The sequence below is a fragment of the Bradyrhizobium genosp. P genome, assembly GCF_049949265.1.
Lineage (GTDB): Bacteria > Pseudomonadota > Alphaproteobacteria > Rhizobiales > Xanthobacteraceae > Bradyrhizobium.
Window position 1 is genome coordinate 5,150,749 of record NZ_CP188195.1, and the last position, 20,141, is coordinate 5,170,889.

General features: G+C 64.5%; 18 protein-coding genes. 6 read left to right on the forward strand and 12 right to left on the reverse strand.

Annotated elements, in window-relative coordinates:
* Positions 1-55 precede the first annotated feature (55 nt).
* Genes ACP2YO_RS24985 through ACP2YO_RS25000 form a run of 4 tightly spaced genes read right to left on the reverse strand, consistent with a single transcriptional unit; the run spans position 56 to position 4,572 of the window.
* Entirely contained in the window at positions 56-796 is a 741-nt protein-coding gene (locus ACP2YO_RS24985) for an amino acid ABC transporter ATP-binding protein (protein ID WP_426433836.1), read from the reverse strand.
* Between the two features lie 11 nt (positions 797-807).
* The gene (locus tag ACP2YO_RS24990) at positions 808-2,328 is read right to left on the reverse strand and encodes an amino acid ABC transporter permease (RefSeq protein WP_426433838.1); all 1,521 of its coding nucleotides are present in this window, start codon (positions 2,326-2,328) and stop codon (positions 808-810) included.
* Positions 2,325-3,530, reverse strand: coding sequence for an amino acid ABC transporter permease (locus ACP2YO_RS24995; RefSeq protein ID WP_426433839.1), 1,206 nt, complete (start codon positions 3,528-3,530; stop codon positions 2,325-2,327). The genes ACP2YO_RS24990 and ACP2YO_RS24995 overlap by 4 nt, the downstream gene beginning before the upstream one ends.
* 25 nt (positions 3,531-3,555) lie before the next feature.
* Positions 3,556-4,572 carry an amino acid ABC transporter substrate-binding protein gene (locus tag ACP2YO_RS25000; RefSeq protein WP_426433840.1) on the reverse strand — a complete coding sequence of 339 codons (1,017 nt, stop codon included), beginning with the start codon at positions 4,570-4,572 and terminating at the stop codon, positions 3,556-3,558.
* Between the two features lie 318 nt (positions 4,573-4,890).
* Between ACP2YO_RS25000 and metC the strand changes: the two genes are divergently transcribed.
* The 5 genes from metC to ACP2YO_RS25025 all read left to right on the forward strand — a co-directional run bounded on the left by metC (position 4,891) and on the right by ACP2YO_RS25025 (position 10,701).
* Positions 4,891-6,087 (forward strand): cystathionine beta-lyase, encoded by a 1,197-nt coding sequence (metC, locus tag ACP2YO_RS25005; protein ID WP_426433841.1) that lies wholly within the window; start codon positions 4,891-4,893, stop codon positions 6,085-6,087.
* A 282-nt stretch (positions 6,088-6,369) separates the two neighbouring features.
* Positions 6,370-7,173, forward strand: coding sequence for a Flp pilus assembly protein CpaB (gene cpaB / locus ACP2YO_RS25010; RefSeq protein ID WP_426433842.1), 804 nt, complete (start codon positions 6,370-6,372; stop codon positions 7,171-7,173).
* A gap of 16 nt (positions 7,174-7,189) precedes the next feature.
* Positions 7,190-8,665 carry a type II and III secretion system protein family protein gene (locus tag ACP2YO_RS25015; protein WP_426443310.1) on the forward strand — a complete coding sequence of 492 codons (1,476 nt, stop codon included), beginning with the start codon at positions 7,190-7,192 and terminating at the stop codon, positions 8,663-8,665.
* 27 nt (positions 8,666-8,692) lie between these two features.
* Positions 8,693-9,433 carry a CpaD family pilus assembly protein gene (locus ACP2YO_RS25020; protein WP_426433843.1) on the forward strand — a complete coding sequence of 247 codons (741 nt, stop codon included), beginning with the start codon at positions 8,693-8,695 and terminating at the stop codon, positions 9,431-9,433.
* Positions 9,430-10,701 carry an AAA family ATPase gene (locus tag ACP2YO_RS25025; protein ID WP_426433844.1) on the forward strand — a complete coding sequence of 424 codons (1,272 nt, stop codon included), beginning with the start codon at positions 9,430-9,432 and terminating at the stop codon, positions 10,699-10,701. The genes ACP2YO_RS25020 and ACP2YO_RS25025 overlap by 4 nt, the downstream gene beginning before the upstream one ends.
* A gap of 34 nt (positions 10,702-10,735) precedes the next feature.
* Here the strand turns inward: ACP2YO_RS25025 and ACP2YO_RS25030 are convergent, their stop codons facing one another.
* From ACP2YO_RS25030 to ACP2YO_RS25040, 3 genes are all read right to left on the reverse strand, one after another.
* On the reverse strand, positions 10,736-11,560 hold the full coding sequence (locus ACP2YO_RS25030) for a tetratricopeptide repeat protein (RefSeq protein WP_426433845.1): 825 nt from the start codon (positions 11,558-11,560) through the stop codon (positions 10,736-10,738).
* Positions 11,561-11,730: 170 nt separating this feature from the next.
* A complete protein-coding gene (locus tag ACP2YO_RS25035) occupies positions 11,731-11,979 on the reverse strand; it encodes a PilZ domain-containing protein (RefSeq protein ID WP_426433846.1) in 249 nt (82 codons plus the stop codon).
* A 212-nt stretch (positions 11,980-12,191) separates the two neighbouring features.
* Positions 12,192-13,154 (reverse strand): M23 family metallopeptidase, encoded by a 963-nt coding sequence (locus tag ACP2YO_RS25040; RefSeq protein ID WP_426433847.1) that lies wholly within the window; start codon positions 13,152-13,154, stop codon positions 12,192-12,194.
* A gap of 369 nt (positions 13,155-13,523) precedes the next feature.
* Here ACP2YO_RS25040 and ACP2YO_RS25045 point away from each other — a divergent pair, with 369 nt between their 5' ends.
* Positions 13,524-14,054, forward strand: a complete 531-nt coding sequence (locus ACP2YO_RS25045) for a hypothetical protein (protein WP_426433848.1) — start codon at positions 13,524-13,526, stop codon at positions 14,052-14,054.
* Positions 14,055-14,190: 136 nt separating this feature from the next.
* Here ACP2YO_RS25045 and ACP2YO_RS25050 read toward each other — a convergent pair whose 3' ends face one another.
* The 5 genes from ACP2YO_RS25050 to pbpC form a co-directional block, all read right to left on the reverse strand.
* On the reverse strand, positions 14,191-14,526 hold the full coding sequence (locus ACP2YO_RS25050) for a lipid-A-disaccharide synthase N-terminal domain-containing protein (protein ID WP_426433849.1): 336 nt from the start codon (positions 14,524-14,526) through the stop codon (positions 14,191-14,193).
* Positions 14,526-15,323, reverse strand: a complete 798-nt coding sequence (locus ACP2YO_RS25055; RefSeq protein WP_426433850.1) for a glycosyltransferase family 2 protein — start codon at positions 15,321-15,323, stop codon at positions 14,526-14,528. Before ACP2YO_RS25055 ends, ACP2YO_RS25050 begins: the two co-directional genes overlap by 1 nt.
* A gap of 67 nt (positions 15,324-15,390) precedes the next feature.
* Entirely contained in the window at positions 15,391-16,230 is an 840-nt protein-coding gene (locus ACP2YO_RS25060) for a phosphatase PAP2 family protein (RefSeq protein WP_426433851.1), read from the reverse strand.
* A gap of 7 nt (positions 16,231-16,237) precedes the next feature.
* Positions 16,238-17,902, reverse strand: a complete 1,665-nt coding sequence (locus ACP2YO_RS25065) for an ArnT family glycosyltransferase (RefSeq protein WP_426433852.1) — start codon at positions 17,900-17,902, stop codon at positions 16,238-16,240.
* Between the two features lie 142 nt (positions 17,903-18,044).
* Positions 18,045-20,102, reverse strand: coding sequence for a penicillin-binding protein 1C (pbpC, locus tag ACP2YO_RS25070; RefSeq protein WP_426443311.1), 2,058 nt, complete (start codon positions 20,100-20,102; stop codon positions 18,045-18,047).
* Between the last annotated feature and the right edge of the window lie 39 nt (positions 20,103-20,141).

Here is a 20,141-nt window from a genome sequence, read left to right on the forward strand (position 1 = left end):
GAATGGTGAGTAGCGAATAGCAAAATCCATTCGCCATTCGCTACGCCCTATTCGCTCATCTCAGAATCTGACTCAAGAACAGCTTCGACCGTGCGTGCTGCGGGTTGGCGAAGAATTCCTGCGGCGTGTTGGACTCGATGATCTGGCCGGCGTCCATGAACACGACGCGGTTGGCGACCTCGCGGGCAAAGCCCATTTCGTGGGTCACGACCAGCATGGTCATGCCCTCCTTGGCGAGATCGACCATGGTGTCGAGCACTTCCTTGACCATTTCCGGATCGAGTGCCGAGGTCGGCTCGTCGAACAGCATCACCTTGGGATTCATGGTCAGCGCGCGGGCGATTGCGACGCGCTGCTGCTGACCGCCCGACATCTGGCCGGGAAACTTGTTAGCCTGATGGGGGATCTTGACGCGCTCGAGGAACTTCATCGCGGCCGCCTCGGCATCCTTCTTCGGGATGTTGCGCACCCAGATTGGCGCCAGCGTGCAATTGTCGAGCACGGTCAGATGCGGAAACAGATTAAAGCTCTGGAACACCATGCCGACTTCGCGGCGAACCTCGTCGACGCGGCGCAGGTTCGGGCCGAGATCGATGCCATCGACGACGATCTCGCCTTCCTGGAATTCCTCCAGAGCGTTGATGCAACGGATCAGGGTCGACTTGCCCGAGCCTGATGGGCCGCAAATCACGATGCGCTCGCCCTTGCCGACACCGAGGTTGATGTCGCGCAGCACGTGGAAGTCGCCGTACCACTTGTTGAGGCTGGAGATGTTGACGATCGGATCGGTGGACATAGTAACCCTGTTCAGTTGCGGCGATGGGCGTTGAGCCGGTTTTCGACGAAGAGCGAGTAGCGCGACATTCCAAAGCAGAACACGAAGTAGATCATGCCGGCGAAGGCGAAGCCCGTGAACGCCGTCGTCGGCGTGGTCCAGATCGGATCGGAGAACGACGCGCGCAACGAGCCCAGCAGATCGAACAGCGCGACGATCGACACCAGCGACGTATCCTTGAACAGCGAGATGAAACTGCCGACGATGCCCGGAATGACGTAGCGCAGCGCCTGCGGCAACACGATGAGCGACGTCGTCTTCCACCACGACAGGCCCAAAGCAGATGCGGCCTCCGCCTGCCCGCGCGCTACCGCCGCGAGGCCACCGCGGATCACCTCGGCCATATAGGCGCCCGTAAACAGCGCCACGCCGATCAGGGCACGCAACAGGCCGTCCACGGTGAAATTGCCCGGCACGAACAGCGGCAGCATGTAGGTCGCGAAGAACAGAACCGTGATCAGCGGCACGCCGCGCCAGAATTCGATGAAGGTGATCGAGAATATCCGGATCAGCGGGATGGTCGAGCGGCGGCCCAGTGCAAGTGCGATCCCGATCGGCATCGAGGCGACAATGCCGGTGATGGCGATGACCAGCGTCACCAGAAGGCCACCCCACAGCCGCGTATCGACCAGCGGAAACCCGCCGCGATCGAGCCCCATCAGCTTGATGACGACAGCCAATCCGGCAAACGTCACCAGGCTGCCGATCAACGACCTGCGGCCGGTCCGGACGCCGCCGCCGAGGACAAACAGAGCAACGGAGACGATCACGGCCGTGACGAGAAAATCGCTCCAGAGCGGCTGTGACGAGAGCTGCATCTGATCACGGAGCCAAGTCAGCGGAAAGACCAGCCAATGGATCAAAAGGCCGATCAGGACGATCAGCTTGCCGATCACCCACAGCAGCGGACCGATCGCCGAGGTCTGGCTGACGTTAACCAGGGCCTTACCCGCGTCACTGATGCTCTGCTCGAACAGTTGCAGCAGGCCGGCCGTCCAGCTCACGCCGAAGCCGGCGAAGCCGCCGCCATGCAGCAGGAAGAATGCCACCACCGGAAACGCGAAGAAGAACAGGCCGGAGTTCAGGCCCTTGGCCGGCAGGCGCGGAATCAGCAGCGGCAGCAGCAGCACGGCACCCAGCAGAAAGGTCAGGTTGACGCGCCAGCGCTGGGCTTCCGGATAGAACCCATAGATCAGCTGTGTCAGCTTCGCATGGATGTAGGGCCAGCAGGCGCCGACCTCGTGTCCCGCCTTCTCGGCGAGGCAAGCGGTGCGGTCCTTGCCGATCCAGACCGCGTCGACCAGCAGGAACTTGAGCGCCGGGATGATGATGTACCAGAGCAGCAACAGCCCGAGGATCGTGAGCAGGATGTTGCCCGGCGAGTTCAGGAGGCGCGTACGCACGAAGCCGACGAAGCCGGTGGTCTTCGTCGGCGCCGGACGCTCGGGCACCAGATCCTGCCGAACGTAGGACGCCGCCGTGATGTCCGTCATGCCGCCAGGCTCCGGTTGATGCGCCAGCCATAGATGCTCATGACGGCGCTCGTCGTCAGCGAGAGCAGCAGGTAGACGCCCATCGTCATCGCGATGATCTCGATGGCCTGCCCGGTCTGGCTCACGGCGGTGCCGGCAAAGACCGACACAAGATCCGGATAGCCGATGGCGACCGCAAGCGACGAGTTCTTGGTGAGATTGAGGTACTGGTTGGTCAGCGGCGGCACGATGACGCGCATCGCCTGCGGCACCACGATCAGCCGCAACGTTGTGCCGCGGCTCAAGCCAAGAGACGAACCCGCCTCCATCTGTCCCTTGTGGACCGATATGATGCCGGCGCGGACGATCTCGGCGATGAAGGCCGCCGTGTAGGTCGACAACGCCACCGTCAGCGCAACGAATTCGGGGATGACCCCAGCGCCGCCGGCGAAGTTGAAGCCCTTCAGCTGCGGGAGCTCGAAGGTGAACGGCCGGCCGAAGACCAGCATCGTGACCAGCGGCAGGCCGACGACGAGACCCAGCACATACGGCCAGATCCGGATCATCTGTCCCCGCTGGAACAGTGCGCGCCGCGCGTAGCGCCGCAAGCCCAGCGCCGCAAGGATACCGACCGCGAGCGCGACCAGGAACGGATCGAGCCCCGGCTCACTGATCGGCCGCGGCACGATCAGGCCGCGATTGTTGAGGAAGAACGTACTGAAGATCGAGATGCTCTGCCGCGGCGCCGGCAGCGCCGCCAGCACCGCGAGATACCAGAACAGGATCTGGAACAAGAGCGGCAGGTTCCGGATGATCTCGACATAGATGCCGCCGATCCGCGACAGCAGCCAGTTCGGCGACAACCGGCAGAGCGCCACCGCAAATCCGATCGCGGTGGCGAAGACAATTCCGATCACCGAGACCACCAGCGTGTTCAACAGGCCGACGAAGAACACCCGCCAGTAGGTATCGGAATTGTTGTAGGCGATCAGGCTCTGACTGACGTCAAAGCCCGCATTGTAGTTGAGGAAGCCGAACCCCGACGCAATGTGCTGGGTTTGCAGGTTTGCGTGGGCGTTCGCCACGATCTCATAGGCGATCCACGCCAGGATCGCGGCGAAGCCAATCTGGACGGCCAACCCGTTCCAGCCGGCCTTGCCACCAAGCGCACGCTTCAGCCTGAGGACAAATTGCAGCGGGGGTTTTCGGGGCGCGATGCTCATCGCTGCAGCCGTTGGCTCGGACCGATCAGCGGATCGGAGGCGCGTACTGGATCCCGCCCTTGTTCCAGAGATTGTTGACGCCACGGGCGATTCCGAGCGGCGATCCGGTGCCGACATTGCGCTCGAAGGTTTCGCCGTAATTGCCGACCGCCTTCACGATGCGCACCACCCAGTCCTTGGTGAGGCCGAGCTGTTCGCCGAGATTGCCGTCGGTGCCCAGCACCCGCTTCATCTCCGGCTTGTCGGATTTGAGCATCGCATCGACGTTCTGCTGGGTGATGCCGAGCTCCTCGGCGTTGATCATCGCGAACAGTGTCCATTTCACGATGTCGAACCACTGGTCGTCGCCGTGGCGCACCATCGGCCCCAGCGGTTCCTTGGAGATGATTTCCGGAAGCACGATGTGATCGGCGGGGTTCGCGAGCTTCAGCCGGCTGGCATAGAGCCCGGAGGCGTCGTCGGTGAAGACGTCGCAGCGTCCGGATTCATAGGCCTTGACCGCTTCGTCAATGCTGCCGAACGCGATCACCTCGTACTTCATGTTGTTGCCCTTGAAGAAGTCGGCGAGGTTCTGTTCCGTCGTGGTGCCGGTCTGCACGCAGACCGAGGCGCTGTTCAGCTCGAGCGCCGAATTGACCTTGAGCGACTTCTTCACCATGAAGCCCTGCCCGTCATAATAGGTCACGCCGGTGAAATTGGCGCCGAGCGAGGTGTCGCGCGACACCGTCCAGGTGGTATTGCGCGACAGCACGTCGATTTCGCCGGATTGCAGCGCCGTGAAGCGATCCTTGGCCGACAGCGGCACGAACTTGATCTTGGTCGGGTCGTCGAGCACCGCGGCGGCAATCGCCCGGCAGACGTCGACGTCGATCCCGGTCCAGTTCCCCTTGTCATCGGGTGATGAAAATCCTGGCAGGCCCTGGCTGACGCCACAGGACAGCATGCCCCGGTCCTTGATGGTTTTGAGGGTTTGTGCCGAAGCGGCCTGAACCGACAGGGCAGCGGCGGCAGCAAGGGTGAGAGCCAGGGAAACGCGTTTCATGCGGGGGCCTTTCAAGGTCGTCCGTGGACGTTGCTTTTGATCGCCTGGCGCTCACGGGCCAACCCCATGATCCCCTGCAGCAAAAAATGCTGGTCTGACCGGCAGTTTGACGTGCAAAATGGTCAGGCAAAGGATCGAAGGTCGCGGCAGGCCCCTCAACGTGCGGCGACTGGTAGTTGCGGCGCATCACATAGCGACTGGCGAGCCGGGTCAAGGGGTTGACGTGCGTCTTCTGCGTCTTGTTAGTAACACCCCCCGGCGCGACCCCGTCCTCCCGACGTGTGGCGGCCGCGGCAAAAAGTCTAACGGCTGCGACCCATGACCTCCTCCGACGGCTCCGCCCCCTCCTATCAGCAACATCCCGCAACCCGGCTGGTCACGGCCGGCCGTGACACCAAGGCCCAAAAAGGCTTCGTCAATCCGCCGGTGTTCCATGGCTCGACCGTGCTCTATCCAACCGCCGAAGATCTCCACGCCCATCGCGGCGAATTCACCTATGGCCGCCACGGCAGCCCAACCACCCGGGCGCTGCAGGATGTGCTGATGGCGCTGGAAGGGCCGCAATGCGCCGGCGTCGGCCTTGCGCCGTCCGGGCTGGCTGCCATCAGCACCACCCTGCTCGCGGTGCTGAAGGCCGGCGACCATTTGCTGGTCTGCGACAACGTCTACCGGCCCACGCGCAATTTCTGCACCGGCATGCTGGCGCGCTACGGGATCGAGACCACGTATTTTGATCCCCTGGCCGGCGCCGGTATCGAAACGCTGTTCAAGCCCAACACCCGCGCAGTGCTGGTCGAGGCGCCCGGCTCGCAATCCTTCGAGATGCCCGACGTCCCCGCGATCTCGGCCGTGGCCCATGCCCGCGGCGCGCTCATGATCGACGACAACACCTGGGCGACCCCGCTCTATCACCGCTCGCTCGAGCAGGGCGTCGACATCAGCATGCAGGCCGCGACCAAATATATCGGCGGCCATTCCGACATCATGTTCGGCACCATCTCGGCCAACGCAAAGGCGTGGCCTCTGGTCTCGGAAGGCATCCGCCTGCTCGGCGTTTGCACTGGTCCCGACGACGTCTATCTCGCGCTGCGCGGCGTCCGCACGCTGTCGGTGCGGCTCGCACAGCACCACCGCTCCGCGCTCGACATGGCGCGCTGGCTTGCGTTGCGGCCGGAAGTCGACCGCGTGCTGCATCCTGGCCTCGAAACCGATCCCGGGCACGCCATCTGGAAGCGCGACTTCACCGGCGCTTCCGGCCTGTTCAGCATCGTCCTGAAGCCGGTGCCGCAAGAAGCGGTCAACGCCCTGCTCAACACGGTCAGGCTATTCGGCATGGGCTTTTCCTGGGGCGGCTTCGAGAGCCTCGTCGTCCCGTTCGATTGCAACGACTATCGCACCGCCACCAAATGGGCGCCGGGTGGCCCGGCGCTGCGGCTGCATATCGGGCTCGAGAGTGTCGACGACCTCAAGGCCGACCTCGATCGCGGATTTGCGGCGCTGAAAGCCGCGCTCTGATCCGCGCGCGTTGCGGAGGCGTTAGACGATATTAACCACGGCTGCGCTGCGCGACTTCGCATCGTGATCGGCGCTTCGCGCGTCGATCACAGACCGCCCCCGCGATTTTGCGGGATTGCGACGATGCCGATAACCCGCCGTTCACCATCCCCACCAATCCATTGATCCGCCAAGCCGGCTGGCAAGTTCCCTTACACCTTTGCTGCCGTAGTCATGCTCCCGGGAAGGGCTGTCCGCACCGCAGGTGCGACCGCCGGCTGGCAAAGGCATTCAGACAATCGCATGAAGACGGCACGCATCGTGGTCCTGGCCATCGCCGGCGTCGCAGGCCTCGCGGCCACGTATCTCGCAAGCAGAACCGACAACAACAAACCGGCTCCTGTCGCGACGGTCGTCCAGCTTCCGACCGTCGAGGTGCTGGTGGCCAGGTCCGACATCGGCCTCGGTCAGACGGTCAAGCCGGAAGACGTGCAATGGCAGCGCTGGCCGGCTGAAACCGCGAGCAACGGCTTCATGCGCCAAGACGCCAATGCCGACGCCATGAAGGAGGTCATCGGCGCGATCGCGCGCGCCCCCTTCATCGTGGGCGAACCAATCCGCGAGCAGAAGCTGGTCAAAGCCAACGGCTCCGGCTTCATGGCCGCGATCCTGCCCTCCGGCATGCGGGCGATCTCCACGGAAATCACACCGGAGACCGGCGCCGGCGGATTCATCCTGCCCAACGACCGTGTCGACGTAATCCTGTCCAAACGCGACAAGAATCCCGATCGCGCCGGTTCCGACACCGTCACCACCGAAACGCTGCTGACCAATATCCGCGTGCTCGCGATCGACCAGGCTCCGAAGGAGAAAGACGGCAGCAACTCCCTCGTCGGCAGGACGGCAACCCTTGAACTCAAGCCCGAGCAGGCCGAGACGCTCGCCCGCGCCCGGCAGAGCGGCACCCTGACGCTGGCGCTGCGCAGCATTGCCGACGTCAACAACAATGCGGTCGAGACCGCGACCAACGAACAGGCCCCGAAGCGGGGCGAGAGCATCAGTGTGGTTCGCTTCGGCATCCTCAGCTCTCAGACGACACAGAAGTGATGTGGGGGACTTCGATATGATGTGGGGTGCAAAACAACTGACAGGGCGGACCGGGCTGGTTCGCTTGCTGTCGTTTTCGGCGGTCGCAGCACTAACGCTGGTCCCTACGCTGCCTGCGGCCATCGCGGCAGATTCGGACAAGACCGCTGATGTCGCCGTGACGGACAGCATTCCGGTCAAGACGCGCTTTGTTTCACTCGGCGTCGGCAAGTCGGTGGTGGTCGACCTGCCGCGCGAGGCCAAGGACGTTCTGGTCGCCGACCCCAAGATCGCCAACGCGGTGATCCGCTCGGCGCAGCGCGCCTACATCATCGGCGCCGCCGTCGGCCAGACCAATGTGGTGTTCTTCGACGCCGACGGTGGGCAGGTCGCCTCCTACGACATCGCGATCAAGCGCGATCTCAACGGCATGCGCGCCGCGCTGAAGCAGATGCTGCCGGGCGTCCAGATCGAAGGTGTCGGCGACAGCGTGGTGCTGACCGGCTCGGTGTCGAGCCCGGTCGAAGCCCAGCAGGCCGGCGACATCGCGGCAAAACTGGTCGGCAGCGCCGACAAGGTCGTCAATTCGATCGTGGTGCGCGGCCGCGACCAGGTGATGCTGAAGGTCACCGTCGCCGAAGTGCGACGCGACGTCGTCAAGCAATTGGGCGTCGATCTCGGGGCCAGCATGAACTACGGCACCGCGGCGGTAGTTTTCAACAACAGCAATCCTTTCACCGCAAACAACGGCCCACTGGTCTCGGGCAACGGATTGAGTACGTCGGCACTGACCAAGGCGGGTCTGCCTTCGGTGACCGCGACATTGCGCGCAATGGAGAGCGCCGGCGTGGTGCGGACTCTCGCGGAGCCGAATCTCACGGCAATCTCCGGCGAGTCCGCGACGTTCGTTTCAGGTGGCGAGTTTCCGATTCCGACCGGGGTAACCTGCCAAACGACGACGTCGGGCACGATTGGAAACTGCGTCCAGACGGTCAGCTTCAAGAAATTCGGCATCTCGCTCAATTTCACGCCGGTGGTTCTGTCGGAAGGTCGGATCAGCCTGAAGGTGATGACCGAAGTGTCCGAGGTCTCAATGGACAATGCTTTGACCGGTGGTCAGGGCGGAACGACGATTCCCTCGATCAAGACCCGTCGCGCTGACACCACCCTGGAGGTCCCCTCCGGCGGCTCGATCGCGATGGCGGGTTTGATCCAGAAGCAAACCAAGCAGGCCGTCAACGGAATGCCCGGTGTGGACCAGATCCCGATCTTTGGACAGCTCTTCAGGAGCCAGGACTTCGTCAACGACGAGACCGAACTGATGGTCATCGTGACGCCCTATGTGGTGCGTGCCGTTGCGCAGAAAGATCTGTCCCGTCCGGATGACGGATTTGCTCCAGCCTCCGACGCTCAGTCGGCGCTGCTCGCGCGCATCAATCACATCTATGGCGTCGCCGCTCGTGCCGAGCCGATCGGGGCCACGCCGGTCAATTTCGGCTTCATCATCGACTGACAAGGGCCTTGGGTTGGGGGACGCAAGATGACACGCAATACACAAACCGGGCACATCGGAACGCTGCTGCTGTTCGGGGCTCTCGTGGTCACGGCGACCGCGCTCGGCGGCTGCAACACCACGACCCCTGACGTCGTGACCGGGACCGTGCCCGACGACTATCGACAGCGCCATCCGATCGCGGTCACCGAAGGCGAGCAGTCCATCGTCGTGTTCATCGGCCACGCCCGCGGCAACCTGACCGAGACGCAGCGCGACGACGTCATGGGATTGGCCCGCAGCTGGCGCCGCGAAGGCACCGGGTCGATCGCCGTCGACGTGCCGGCGGATACGCCGAACTCGCGCGCCGCGCAGTCGGTGTACCAGGAGATCCGCGGACTGCTGGCGTCGATGGGCGTGCCCGCCCACGCCATCACCAAGCGGATCTACCACACCGACGATCCTCGCGCGCTCGCCACCGTCCGCCTGAGCTATCCCAAGATGGCAGCGGTCGCCGGTCCGTGCGGGCTGTGGCCGGCCGATCTCGGTCCCAATCTGTACGATCCCGCCTACAACGAGAACAAGGAATATTACAATTTCGGCTGCGCCACCCAGCGCAACCTGGCGGCGATGATCGACAATCCGTCCGACCTCGAACAACCGCGCAGCGAGACCGCCGTCTATGCGCCGCGCCGCGCCATCGCGTTCGACAAATACCGCAAGGGCGTCGCCACCACGACCATCTACCCCGAAACCGACAAGGCCAAACTGAGCGACGCAGGCAAATGAGCGCCCAATCACACGACGAGCAACCGCACGCCAACGATTACATCGCGCCGGCGCCGCGCATTTCGGTGCAGGCCTTCTGCGCCAGTGTCGCGACCGCCGCGACGGCACGCGCCGCTGCCGAGGACCGCCGGCTCGCCAAGGCTCACCTCTCCGTCCATATGGGCGGCATCGCCGCAGCGGTCGATACCTATCACAAGGCTCCGACGCCCAACGTCATTGTGCTTGAGACCGAGCCGGACAAGGATTTCCTCGGCGGCCTCGACGATCTCGCCGGGGTCTGCGATCCCGGCACGCGCGTCGTCGTGCTCGGCAGTCCGAGCGATGTCGCCCCCTATCGCGAACTGGTGCGCCGCGGCGTCAACGACTACGTCGTCGGACCGGTTCAGGTGCTCGATATCGTGCGCTCGATCTGCAGCCTGTTCTCGGCGTCGGAAGCCGTCTCGGTCGGCCGCCTGATCGCGGTCGCCGGAGCCAAGGGCGGCGTCGGCGCATCGACCGTTGCCCACAACGTCGCCTGGGCCATCGCGCGGGATATCGGCCTCGACTCCGTCGTCGTCGATCTCGACCTCGCCTTCGGTACTGCCGGCCTCGATTACAACCAGGATCCGGTGCAGGGCATCGCCAACGCGGTGTTCTCGCCGGAACGGCCCGATACCGCCTACATGGAGCGCCTGCTCTCCAAATGCGGCGACCATCTCAGCCTGCTGGCGGCGCCGGCTACCCTCGATCAGGTCTACGATTTCGGGGCCAACGCGTTCGATGCGATCTTCGACACCATGCGCATGGCCACGTCCTGCATCGTGCTCGACGTCCCGCATCAATGGACCGCCTGGACCAAGCGCGCCCTGGTCGGCGCCGACGACATCCTGATCGTCGCCGAACCTGACCTCGCCAACATGCGCAACGCCAAGAACATGATGACCATGCTGAAGGCGTCGCGCCCAAATGACCGGCCGCCGCTGTACTGCCTCAACCAGGTCGGCATGCCGAAGCGCCCGGAAATCGAGGTCAAGGACTTCGCCAAGACGATCGAGAGCCAGCCGATCGCGACCATTCCGTTCGACTGCCGGCTGTTCGGTGAGGCCGCCAATAACGGCCAGATGATCGCGGAAGTGTCCGCGCGTCACCGCACCACCAAGACCTTCCTGCAGATCGCGCAGCGCCTGACCGGCCGTCCCGACCTCGCCGAACAGCGCGAGTCGTTCCTGTCGCCGATCCTCAAGAAACTGCAGTCGCGTCGCGACGACGGACGCCGGGCCGCGGGATAATCACCGCCGGTTCCGGCGATGTAGCCTCGAAAGCCTAGTCGTTGTGGCGGCTGGCGATCGGAATTTTGTCGGAGTCGGTCCGGCCGCCATCCTTGCGCGACAGAAGCCTCTTCAGCACGGCGACGTTGGCCACGCCCTCATCCGGCGGCAAATCGGCCTTCATGATGGTTTCGGCCTCGGGCTCGCGGCCCTGCAGGCCGACCACGACGGCCAGATTGGTTCGCAAACGCATGTCGCCGGGCGCGTGCGCCCGGGCACGGCGCAGCGTCTCCTCCGCCTTCGGCAGGTCCTTCGACAGCAGGTAGGACAGGCCGAGATTGGAGAGCACCGAAGCCTCGTCCGGCCTGATCTTCAACGCACTCGCGTAGTATTGCCGCGCCTCGTCATGGCGATCGAGCTGATCGAGCACGGCGCCCTGCGCGGACAGGATTCGCCAGTCCGGATCTTCCGGGGTGTGAGCGCGCCCGAGCACGTCGAAGGCCTGCTGGAAATTGCCATTGTCCGCGAGCGCGCGTCCGTAGCCTGCGAGCAGCGCCTTGTTGTTGGGCTGGGCAAGCACCGCCTGCTCCATCACGGCAACCGCCTGCGCCTGCTGGCCGGTGACGCGCAACGCCTTGGCGTATTTCACCGCGGCGTCGACGTCTTTCGGGTTGGCACGGACCCGGTCGCGGTAAGTCTCAAGGTCGCTCCGGGGATCGGCGGAGGCCTGGCTGGACTCCGCCTTGTCGCCCAATGACCCAGTGATGTCAGATGGTCCCGACGTCTGGCACGCGGACAGCCCGATCAGCAGGATCGCCGCCGCGGCCACACCGGCGAGACGGCTCGCACGGCTTATTTGTCGGGATGATTTCTTGGACATCAACGGAGACTCGGAACAGCGAAGGTTCCGGGATGCTCACAGCTTAACCCTAAGTTCGGGTTAAGTTTGGCATTATGTCGCCGTCATACCAATCCGGCCGCGATCACCGGGCGACCCACCGTGATGGTAAGCCGGCCGCTTTTGCGCGCGTCCTGGCATCGAGCCTGCGATCAGTCGACGAACTGGGCACCGAATTCGTGCCCGATCCGCCAGGCCAGACGGCATTGGCGCGGCTGGCTGCCGGAAGAGAGAATAATGGTGAACTCCTCCGGAATCTCGAGATATTCGGCGATCACCTTGACGCCGCCGGACGAGATATCGGTAATCATGCAGTCACGCGGCAGAGAGCCCGTCCCCATCTGAATCTTGGCGACACTTCGGCACACGCGGCGTTCGCTCTTGCGGCGATTTGCAAACATCCTGATCCCCAAGCCTTTGTTGGACAATCTTCGTTGCATCAGTGATAGCGGGGAAAGATTGGGAACTGCCTAGCGGAATGTCTCGCAATTGAGCGGTTGTCTTTCAGCTTCATTTACCGCCGGAGCCCTCCCGTGCTCGAAGCCGCCGGCGAGACCGCGGCCGATCGCGTCAGTCGTCGCCGACCATCGGAACCGGTTGCACTGTGGGATCGCTACGTGGGCGGTTGATGTTCGGAGCCGGAATGGCGCGGTGGAAACGCGGAGGCAGCAGCGAGTTGATCGATGCTGTCGCGATGGCGATCGAAGGCGTCACGGAGATCCCCCTGCAGCACCCGACCGCCTGACAATTTCATCCGGAGAGGATCGACGTTGCGGCCGTTGATCCGCACCTCATAATAGAGATGCGGTCCGGTCGAGAGCCCGGTCGATCCGACATAGGCGATGGTCTGTCCCTGGCGAACGCGGTCGCCAACCTTCAGCCCGTGCGGGACACCAGCGATGTGGGCATAGGTGGTCTCATAGCCACGGTCGTGGAGCACCCTTACATATTTCCCGTAACCGCGTTCGTATCCTACGGTCTCGATGGCGCCGGCGCCCGCTGCCGCAATCGGCGAACCGTAAGGCGCCGCAAAATCGACGCCCTCATGGAACCGGCGGTCACCCAGGATCGGATGAATACGCCAACCGAAACCGTCGCCGAGGCGGCCGCTGACGACCGGCTTGCGCAACAGAAACCTGGTGATGGAATGTCCGTCATCGTCGTAGAAATCCGAGCTGCCATCGTCCGGCGCCGTGAAGCGGTAATACCGCCGCGTCTGCCCGCCCGCCGTCAAATCGACGAAGACCAGTTCGGGTTGGCCAAGTTCGTTGGAGGCATAGATAATCTTGGCCACGTCAGCACCGCCAAGCGGCCCGTCGAGGTCGAAATCGCGGCTGCACAGGCGCGTGAATTCAGCAACGATCGCCTCGTCGACGTGATTTGAGCGTGCAAGCGCGTTAAGCCCGTCACGCAGCGTTTCGCCAGAGACAGACTGTGTGTCGACCGAATCGCGCAGCAATCGCTCGGTCCGCGAGGCGATGTCCGGCTGATCCGGTACGATCGCCTGGTATTGGCCGGCATCCGAGCGACCGACAGCGACAACGCTGGAATCGGCTCGTTCGATTGATACTTTCAAGATGTGGCTGGGCTCCAGGCCGGAGTCCCCGTTCTGTTCGATGACTGTGATTTTCTCGCCACCAGACAGGGTATCTCGGCCGCCTGGCCACGGAAAAGCCGCCAGGATGGCCGGCTCGTCCTCGGTTCCCGCGGCCACCGCGCTCAGAATGGCGGACAGCGTGTCTCCGCTTCTGGCGACAACGACATGTCGACGCGTATCAGACGAGGGAGGCGACTCCGGAAGGACGGTTACGTTGAGTGCCCCCTCGATGGAAGACAGCGGCTGCGGCGCGTCTTCATCGCCAGCATAAGAGCTGACGTTGTTCGGCAGTTCGCGGCGTGACGGGCCGACGCGTATAATGGCCGGCAATTGCGAAAGCAGCGACCCTTGCTGGCTGGCGTCCTGGCTGTTCTCGCCATCTCTCGACGCCTCGCCATGATCTTCCGGTTGTGGATCGGGATCGATCTCAGCGAGCCGCGCCGACACGCGTGTAAACGGGCGGACCGAGCCGGCATCACTCAGTTGCTCAATCCTGATCGCGGAAGCACCGTCCCTGCCGCCGGACCTCCGATCCAACCGGTCACCGCGCCGCTCCTCATCGACAACCTGCCGCGTGAAGCGCTGAAAGGAAACGATCGGCGACATCGCGAATTGAGCGCGGCTGCCAAGTGCTACGCGAATCGCTCCACTCAGCAAGGCTACAGCGGCAACCCCCATCAGAATTGTGCCGGCCATCGAACGGAAGCTAATCGTTCGCCGATCTGGCAGCGCGCTTTCGCCGGTCAGCGGCGGCTCGTCACCCAACAGGACCCCACCCAAGTTCCTCGAATACACGTTCGCTCACCAGCCGCTCACCATCCCGCCGCAGGCGATCGCCGCCTCCCCAGCGGCCTGATCGTCCGCGACGAACCGTCATGACAGATGGCATGCTCGCTGAGGCGATTGTTTGACCGTCGGTCCAATTCGGTCGCAATTGAGGCTGTGCCGATCAATGCCGGCGGTACAGGGAATCCAAAGAAGGCTCGTGTGCCCGCTTGCCGGAGGTCCACGAGGATCAACGGTCGACTGCCTTCGCCTTGCCGCGATTCTTCACGATCAGCATGATGTTGCGGATATATATCAAGGTGGCGAGGCCCTGGCCGAGGATGATCACCGGCTCGCGCTTGGCGAGGCCGTAGACCAGCGTCATCAACCCGCCGCCCATCGAGAAGAACCAGAACGCCATCGGCACCACGCTCTGCCCGGCACGTTCGCTGGAGATCCACTGCACCAGGAAGCGCGCGGTGAACAGCAATTGCGCGACGAGGCCGAACGCCAGCCAGAAATCGAACTTGGCGACGAACACGTCGTACAAATAGGCGTTGAGCGCCTGGCCGTATTGAATCAGCATCACCTTACCTCGGTTACAGCAGGCGCTTCAGCGACGACCGGCACTTCGGTGACATCCGTCACTTCAGTGACGGCCGGCGTCGGCTTCTTGCGGCGGATCAGCCACCACACGCCCATGAGATCCATGATCCCGATCCAGAGCCGGTCGAAGAACCCGTAATTCGACACGCCGGAATGGCGCGGACGGTCAACGACATCGACATAGGCGATCTCGAACCCCTCGCGGCGGACCAGCGCCGGAAGGAAGCGGTGCAGGCCGTCGAAATAGGGCATCGACAGGAACACCTCGCGCGGAAAGGCCTTCAATCCGCAGCCGGTGTCGCGGGTGCCGTCGCTCAAGATCGCGCCGCGCACCACGTTGGCGATGCGCGACTGCATTTTCTTGAAGCCGGTGTCCTTGCGGCCTACCCGCTGGCCCGCGGCTAGGCCGACATGGCCGCCTCCGCTCTCGACCGCCGAGATCAGGTCAGGCAGGAACGCCGGATTGTTCTGTCCGTCACCGTCGAGCGTCGCCACGATCAGCCCACGCGCGGCACGTACCCCGCTACGCACCGCTGCGGATTGGCCTGATGACACGGCGTGGCGAAGTTGCCTGAGATTGGGCCGCTGCGCCATGATCGCGACCAGCCGCTCGGAGGTGGTGTCGGTCGAGCCGTCATTGACGTAGACCATCTCATAGACCCAGCGGCCGTCGAGCGCCGCCGCGATCTCGGCAATCAGCGGCGCGATATTGTCCTCCTCGTTGCGCACCGGCACGACGATGGAAACGGCGACCGGCGTCTGGTCGGGAGCAGGCAATTCGGCACTCGTGGTTGGTGTTGTCAGCGGTTGGAACCGGCCCGATCGGCGCGCCGGGCGATCGCTTTTATGGGGCGAAGGCGCTCCTCGCAACCCTTTTGAGGCGCCCTTCCGTGGGCCCGGCCAACGGCACGATGGTGCCATCGCCACCGATGGCGAAACCAAGGCGGCGGGCGGCGAACCAATAGCGCACGGCCATGGCGCCGATCACGCCGAGCAACGCGCCCGCCACCACATCGCTCGGATGATGGGCGAGCAGCACGAGCCGCGTCGCGATAATCACGAGCGCATAGACGAGCATGACCACGCGCGTCCGCGGCCAAACCGCGGATACCGCAAATGCCAGTGCGAACGCGGTGATCGAATGTCCCGACGGAAAGCTCGAATAGGCTTCGGTGCCCGCGAAATGCTGGAAGTTGAAGGCATTGGCCTTGCCGCCGACAAAGGGTCGGCCGCGGCCCACCATCCATTTGATCAGTTCGCCCACAGCGACCGACAACGCCACCGACAGAAACAGATATTGCAGTCGCGTTCCGAGGCCGAGCAATGTCGCGCGCGCCACGCCGCGTAGCGCCGGCACCGTCAATGCGACCACGATCAGCAAGACACCGAGCGCCCACAACACATGCGAGTCCTTGCCGAAATCGGTCAGGATGCGCGCCCACCAGAGGCTCGGCGTGCCACGCGGTGGCATCAAGCCGATCTCCTCGACATCGAAGGCGTACATCAGCGTGGCGATCACGGCACCGATGATGACGACGAGCAGGAGCACGTGGCGTGCCGAGCGCCGCGCCGCCTCCGCCCGGCGCGAATGCGACGGCGCGCGCACTAGCTGGGCGAACGAGAGCCAGACCAGCGTCAGCAGTCTGCCGAAATAATTCGCGGAGTCCGGGCTTGCTAGCGGCATCGGCAAGTTATTCCGTCCCTTCGGAGCGGAAGATCGCGATCGAGACCGCCTTGCCTTGCGAGATATTGTAGCCCTCGATGCGCTCCGGTGCGTTATAGCGCAGCCCGATTGCTTCGGCACGCTGAACGAAGGCACGCTCCGAGCGCTGCTCGACCAACGCAAAACGGCAAGAGCCCTGCCCCAGGAAATCGGCGGCCCCTGATCCGTCCGTGAGCAGCGTCGAGGTATCAGTCATGAACACGAGGCTCGGCTCGAGGAAGCCGGCCGCTGCGGCTTTCGGACCGACGCAGGTCACGTTACGCAGCGCGCGCGCAACTTCCTGGCTCGGAAACATCGTCGTGAGCCGCGGCAACACCACGCCATAGGTGCCGGCCGCCATCAGCGCCGCCGCGATCACGGCATTGAGCAGCGAGCGCTCGGCGCGGCTGTCCTCGAACAGCCACCAGGCGATCAGCCCGAACACCATCGCGACCGCGAACAACGGCCACGCCGGAAACACCGGCTGATGGATCGCCTTGATCGCACCGACGATCACCAACACCGCGCCGAGCGCAGGGATCGCAAACCACCAGGCTGCGCCGCGCACCAGCCAGGAGGAGCGCGACAGCACGCGCCGTTCCAACGCGCCCGCGGTCAGGATCGCGATCGCCGGATAGAGCGGCAGCACGTAATGCGGCAGCTTGGTCAGAACAGCCTCGAACACGATCCAGGACGGAACGAGCCAGGCCAGCAGAAACTGCGCGCCGGGCTCCCGCCGCGCGCGCCAGATCGCAGGTGCGGCCATGCCGGCGAGCGGCGCGCCGGGCCAGAACGTGATCCAGAACAGGAGCAGATAGACCCCGGGCGGCGCGCCGTGGGATTCCTGCGCCCCGAACTTGCTCAGCATGTCGCCGCCGACCGAGTTGGCGAAGAAGGCATCGCCGGCGCGCAGGAAGATCAGAACGAACCAGGGCAGCACCAGCACCAGCATCCACGTCAGCCCCCAGACCGGGCGCATGCGCCAGAACCATGCGGCGGATTTGTCGAGGAACGCGAGCACCGCGATCGCAAGCGCGACGAACATCAGGATCAGCGGACCCTTGAGCAGGATGCCGCCCGCCAGTGCCGTCCAGAAGATCGCAGGCGGCCCCCATGGCGGACGGGCTGGGTCCTCGCCGCGCTGCCAGGACAAATAGACCCGCGCCATCGCGCCCATCGCCGCGGTGACCGTGAGCAGCAGCATCGCGTCCGTCTTGGCAAGTCGCGCCTCGACCCCGAGCAGCACGCAGCTTGCCATCATCAAGGCGGCCAGCACCGCGCCCTGTCGTGTGACGAAGGCAAGCGCGGTCCAATAGGTCAGCAGCACCGCGCCGATGGCGCCGATCAGCGACGGCACACGGTAGACCCAGATGCGCACCTGGGCGCGTTGCAGCCCGAGCGCGGATGCGGTCTTCAGCGTTGCCGCCTGCAGCCAGTAGATACCAACCGGCTTCTTGTAGCGGACATCGTCCTGGAAGCGGATGTCGACGAAATCGCCGCTTTCGACCATCTGCTTGGTCGCCTGGGCAAAGCGCACCTCGTCGCGGTCAATCGGCGGGATGGTGAAAAAGCCCGGCAGGAACAGCACCAGGCAGGTCAGCGTCAGGAACAGGACCGAACGCCAATGGCTGGCGGTGGCGAACTCGAACGCCATGAACAACCTGCGGTTCGAATGCGCAGGTTTTACAGACGGTTGCCCTGCTCCAAAGCGCCGGGGTTGGAGGCCATCCACCATGGGTTTCGCATACGATGAAACCGCAGCGCAAACAACCATGCAGTTCCGCTTTCCCGCGCCATCATTGCACGCGGATCACAACGGTATCCGCGGCGCCCGTCGCGTCGATCACAGTCACCCTGGCAAAGCCCGGTCCGGGAGGATCGATCAGGCGCTGGCGCCGGCTGTCGATGTCCCCGGCTGAGACACCATTGACAAGCACCGTCAGCGGCAGCACGCCGCCGGCGACCTTGACCGGCATCGCCGCAAAGCGGCCATCTTCCGAATGGTCGACGTCGATGCGCGAGCCGTTCAGCGGGAACTGGATGTGCGGCGCCTGATCGCTGCCGCTGCGAACGAGTTCGCCGAGCGGGCGGAAGCGCCGCAACGGCAGCGGCAGCTTGGCATTGCTCGCGACCAGCACGCCCCGCGGTGGCTTGGGCAGCGCCGCCGGCATCTTGCCGGTGCGCGCGAAGGCATCGAACAGGATCGGCGCTGCGGCGGAGCGGCCGACCAGACCCGGCACCGGCGCGCCGTCCGGACGGCCGACCCAGACGCCGATGGTGATACGGCCGTCGAAGCCGACCGACCAGGCGTCGCGATAGCCGTAGCTGGTGCCGGTCTTGAACGCGATCCGGCCGTGCACGCCGTTCTCCGGCGGCGGTGTGCCGAGCAGGACGTTGCCGACCTGCCAGGCTGCCACCTGATCCATCAGCCGCATGGATTCGCGGTCGTCTTTGGCCTGCACGATCTCGCGCAGCGGCTTCGTGGCGCCGAGCCGCGCCAGCCCGCTATAAAGCTGCGCCAGATCCTGCAGCGTCACGCCGACACCACCGAGCCCCATCGCAAGGCCCGGCACCTCGTCCTTCGGTAGCACGAGATCGGCTCCGGCCTGTTTCAGCCGCGACGCCAGACGGCTTGCACCGACGCGGTCGAGCAACTCGATCGCCGGCACGTTGAGCGAGAATTGCAGCGCCCTGCGCACCGGCACGGTGCCCTGGAACGTCATGTCGAAATTTTCCGGCGCGTAGGTGCCGAAACGGATCGGTCGATCCTCGATCAGGCTGTCCGGGTGGACAAAGCCATCCTCGAAGGCGAGGCCATAGATGAACGGCTTCAGCGTCGAGCCGGGCGAGCGTACCGCGCGGGTCATGTCGACCTGGCCTGCCCGCCGCTCATCGAAATAATCGGCCGAGCCGACCCGTGCGAGCACGTCGCCGGTCGCGTTGTCGACGGCAATGATCGCGACCGAGACGTCCGGCCCCTGCGCGATCGCGCGATCGCGTGCCAGCGCCTCGAGGTTCTTCTGCAGCGTGGCATCGAGCGTCAGCTTGATGACAGGTTGGTCCTTCATGTTCGTAACCGCCTGATCGGCGGAATGCGGCGCCAGGATCGGGATCTGGTTGCGCATCTTCGGCACCGGCACGGCCTTGGCCTGCGCCGCATCCTCGGTCGACACCGCGCCGTCCTCGACCATGCGGTCGAGCACACGGTCGCGCGCGATGTGGGCGGCTTGCGGATAGCGGTCGAGCCGCCGCCGCTCAGGCGATTGCGGCAGCGCCACCAGCAGCGCGGCTTCCGCGAGCGACAGCCGTTTCGGCTCCTTGCCGAAATACCCAATCGAGGCGGCGCGCACGCCCTCGAGATTGCCGCCGAACGGCGCCAGCGCGAGGTAGAGATTGAGGATCTGGTCCTTGGAGAGCTGCCGCTCCAACTCGACCGCGCGCACCATCTGCCGCAGCTTGGCGTAGATCGAGCGCTGGTGGCGCGGCTCCATCAGCCGCGCAAGCTGCATCGTGATGGTCGAGCCGCCGGAGACGATGTGGCCACGGGTGAGAAGCTGGAACGCGGCGCGCGAGAGCGCCAGCGGATCGACGCCGTGATGCTCGTAGAAGCGCTTGTCCTCATAGGCGAACAGCAGTTTCAGATAGCCGGGATCGACCGCGGTCTTGGCGTCAACCGGCAACCGCCAGCGCCCGTCCGCCATCGCATAGGCGCGCAGCAGCTTGCCGTTGCGGTCGATGACCGTGGTCGAGACCTGCTCCGCTTGCGCCAATGGCAGCGGTCCGAGCGAGACGACCCATGTGACGAACACGCTGGTGACGACGACAGCAACGACGACAGCAATGACCGCCGCCATCTTGATCCACTGCCAGCGCGTCGCGTGCGCTGACACTAT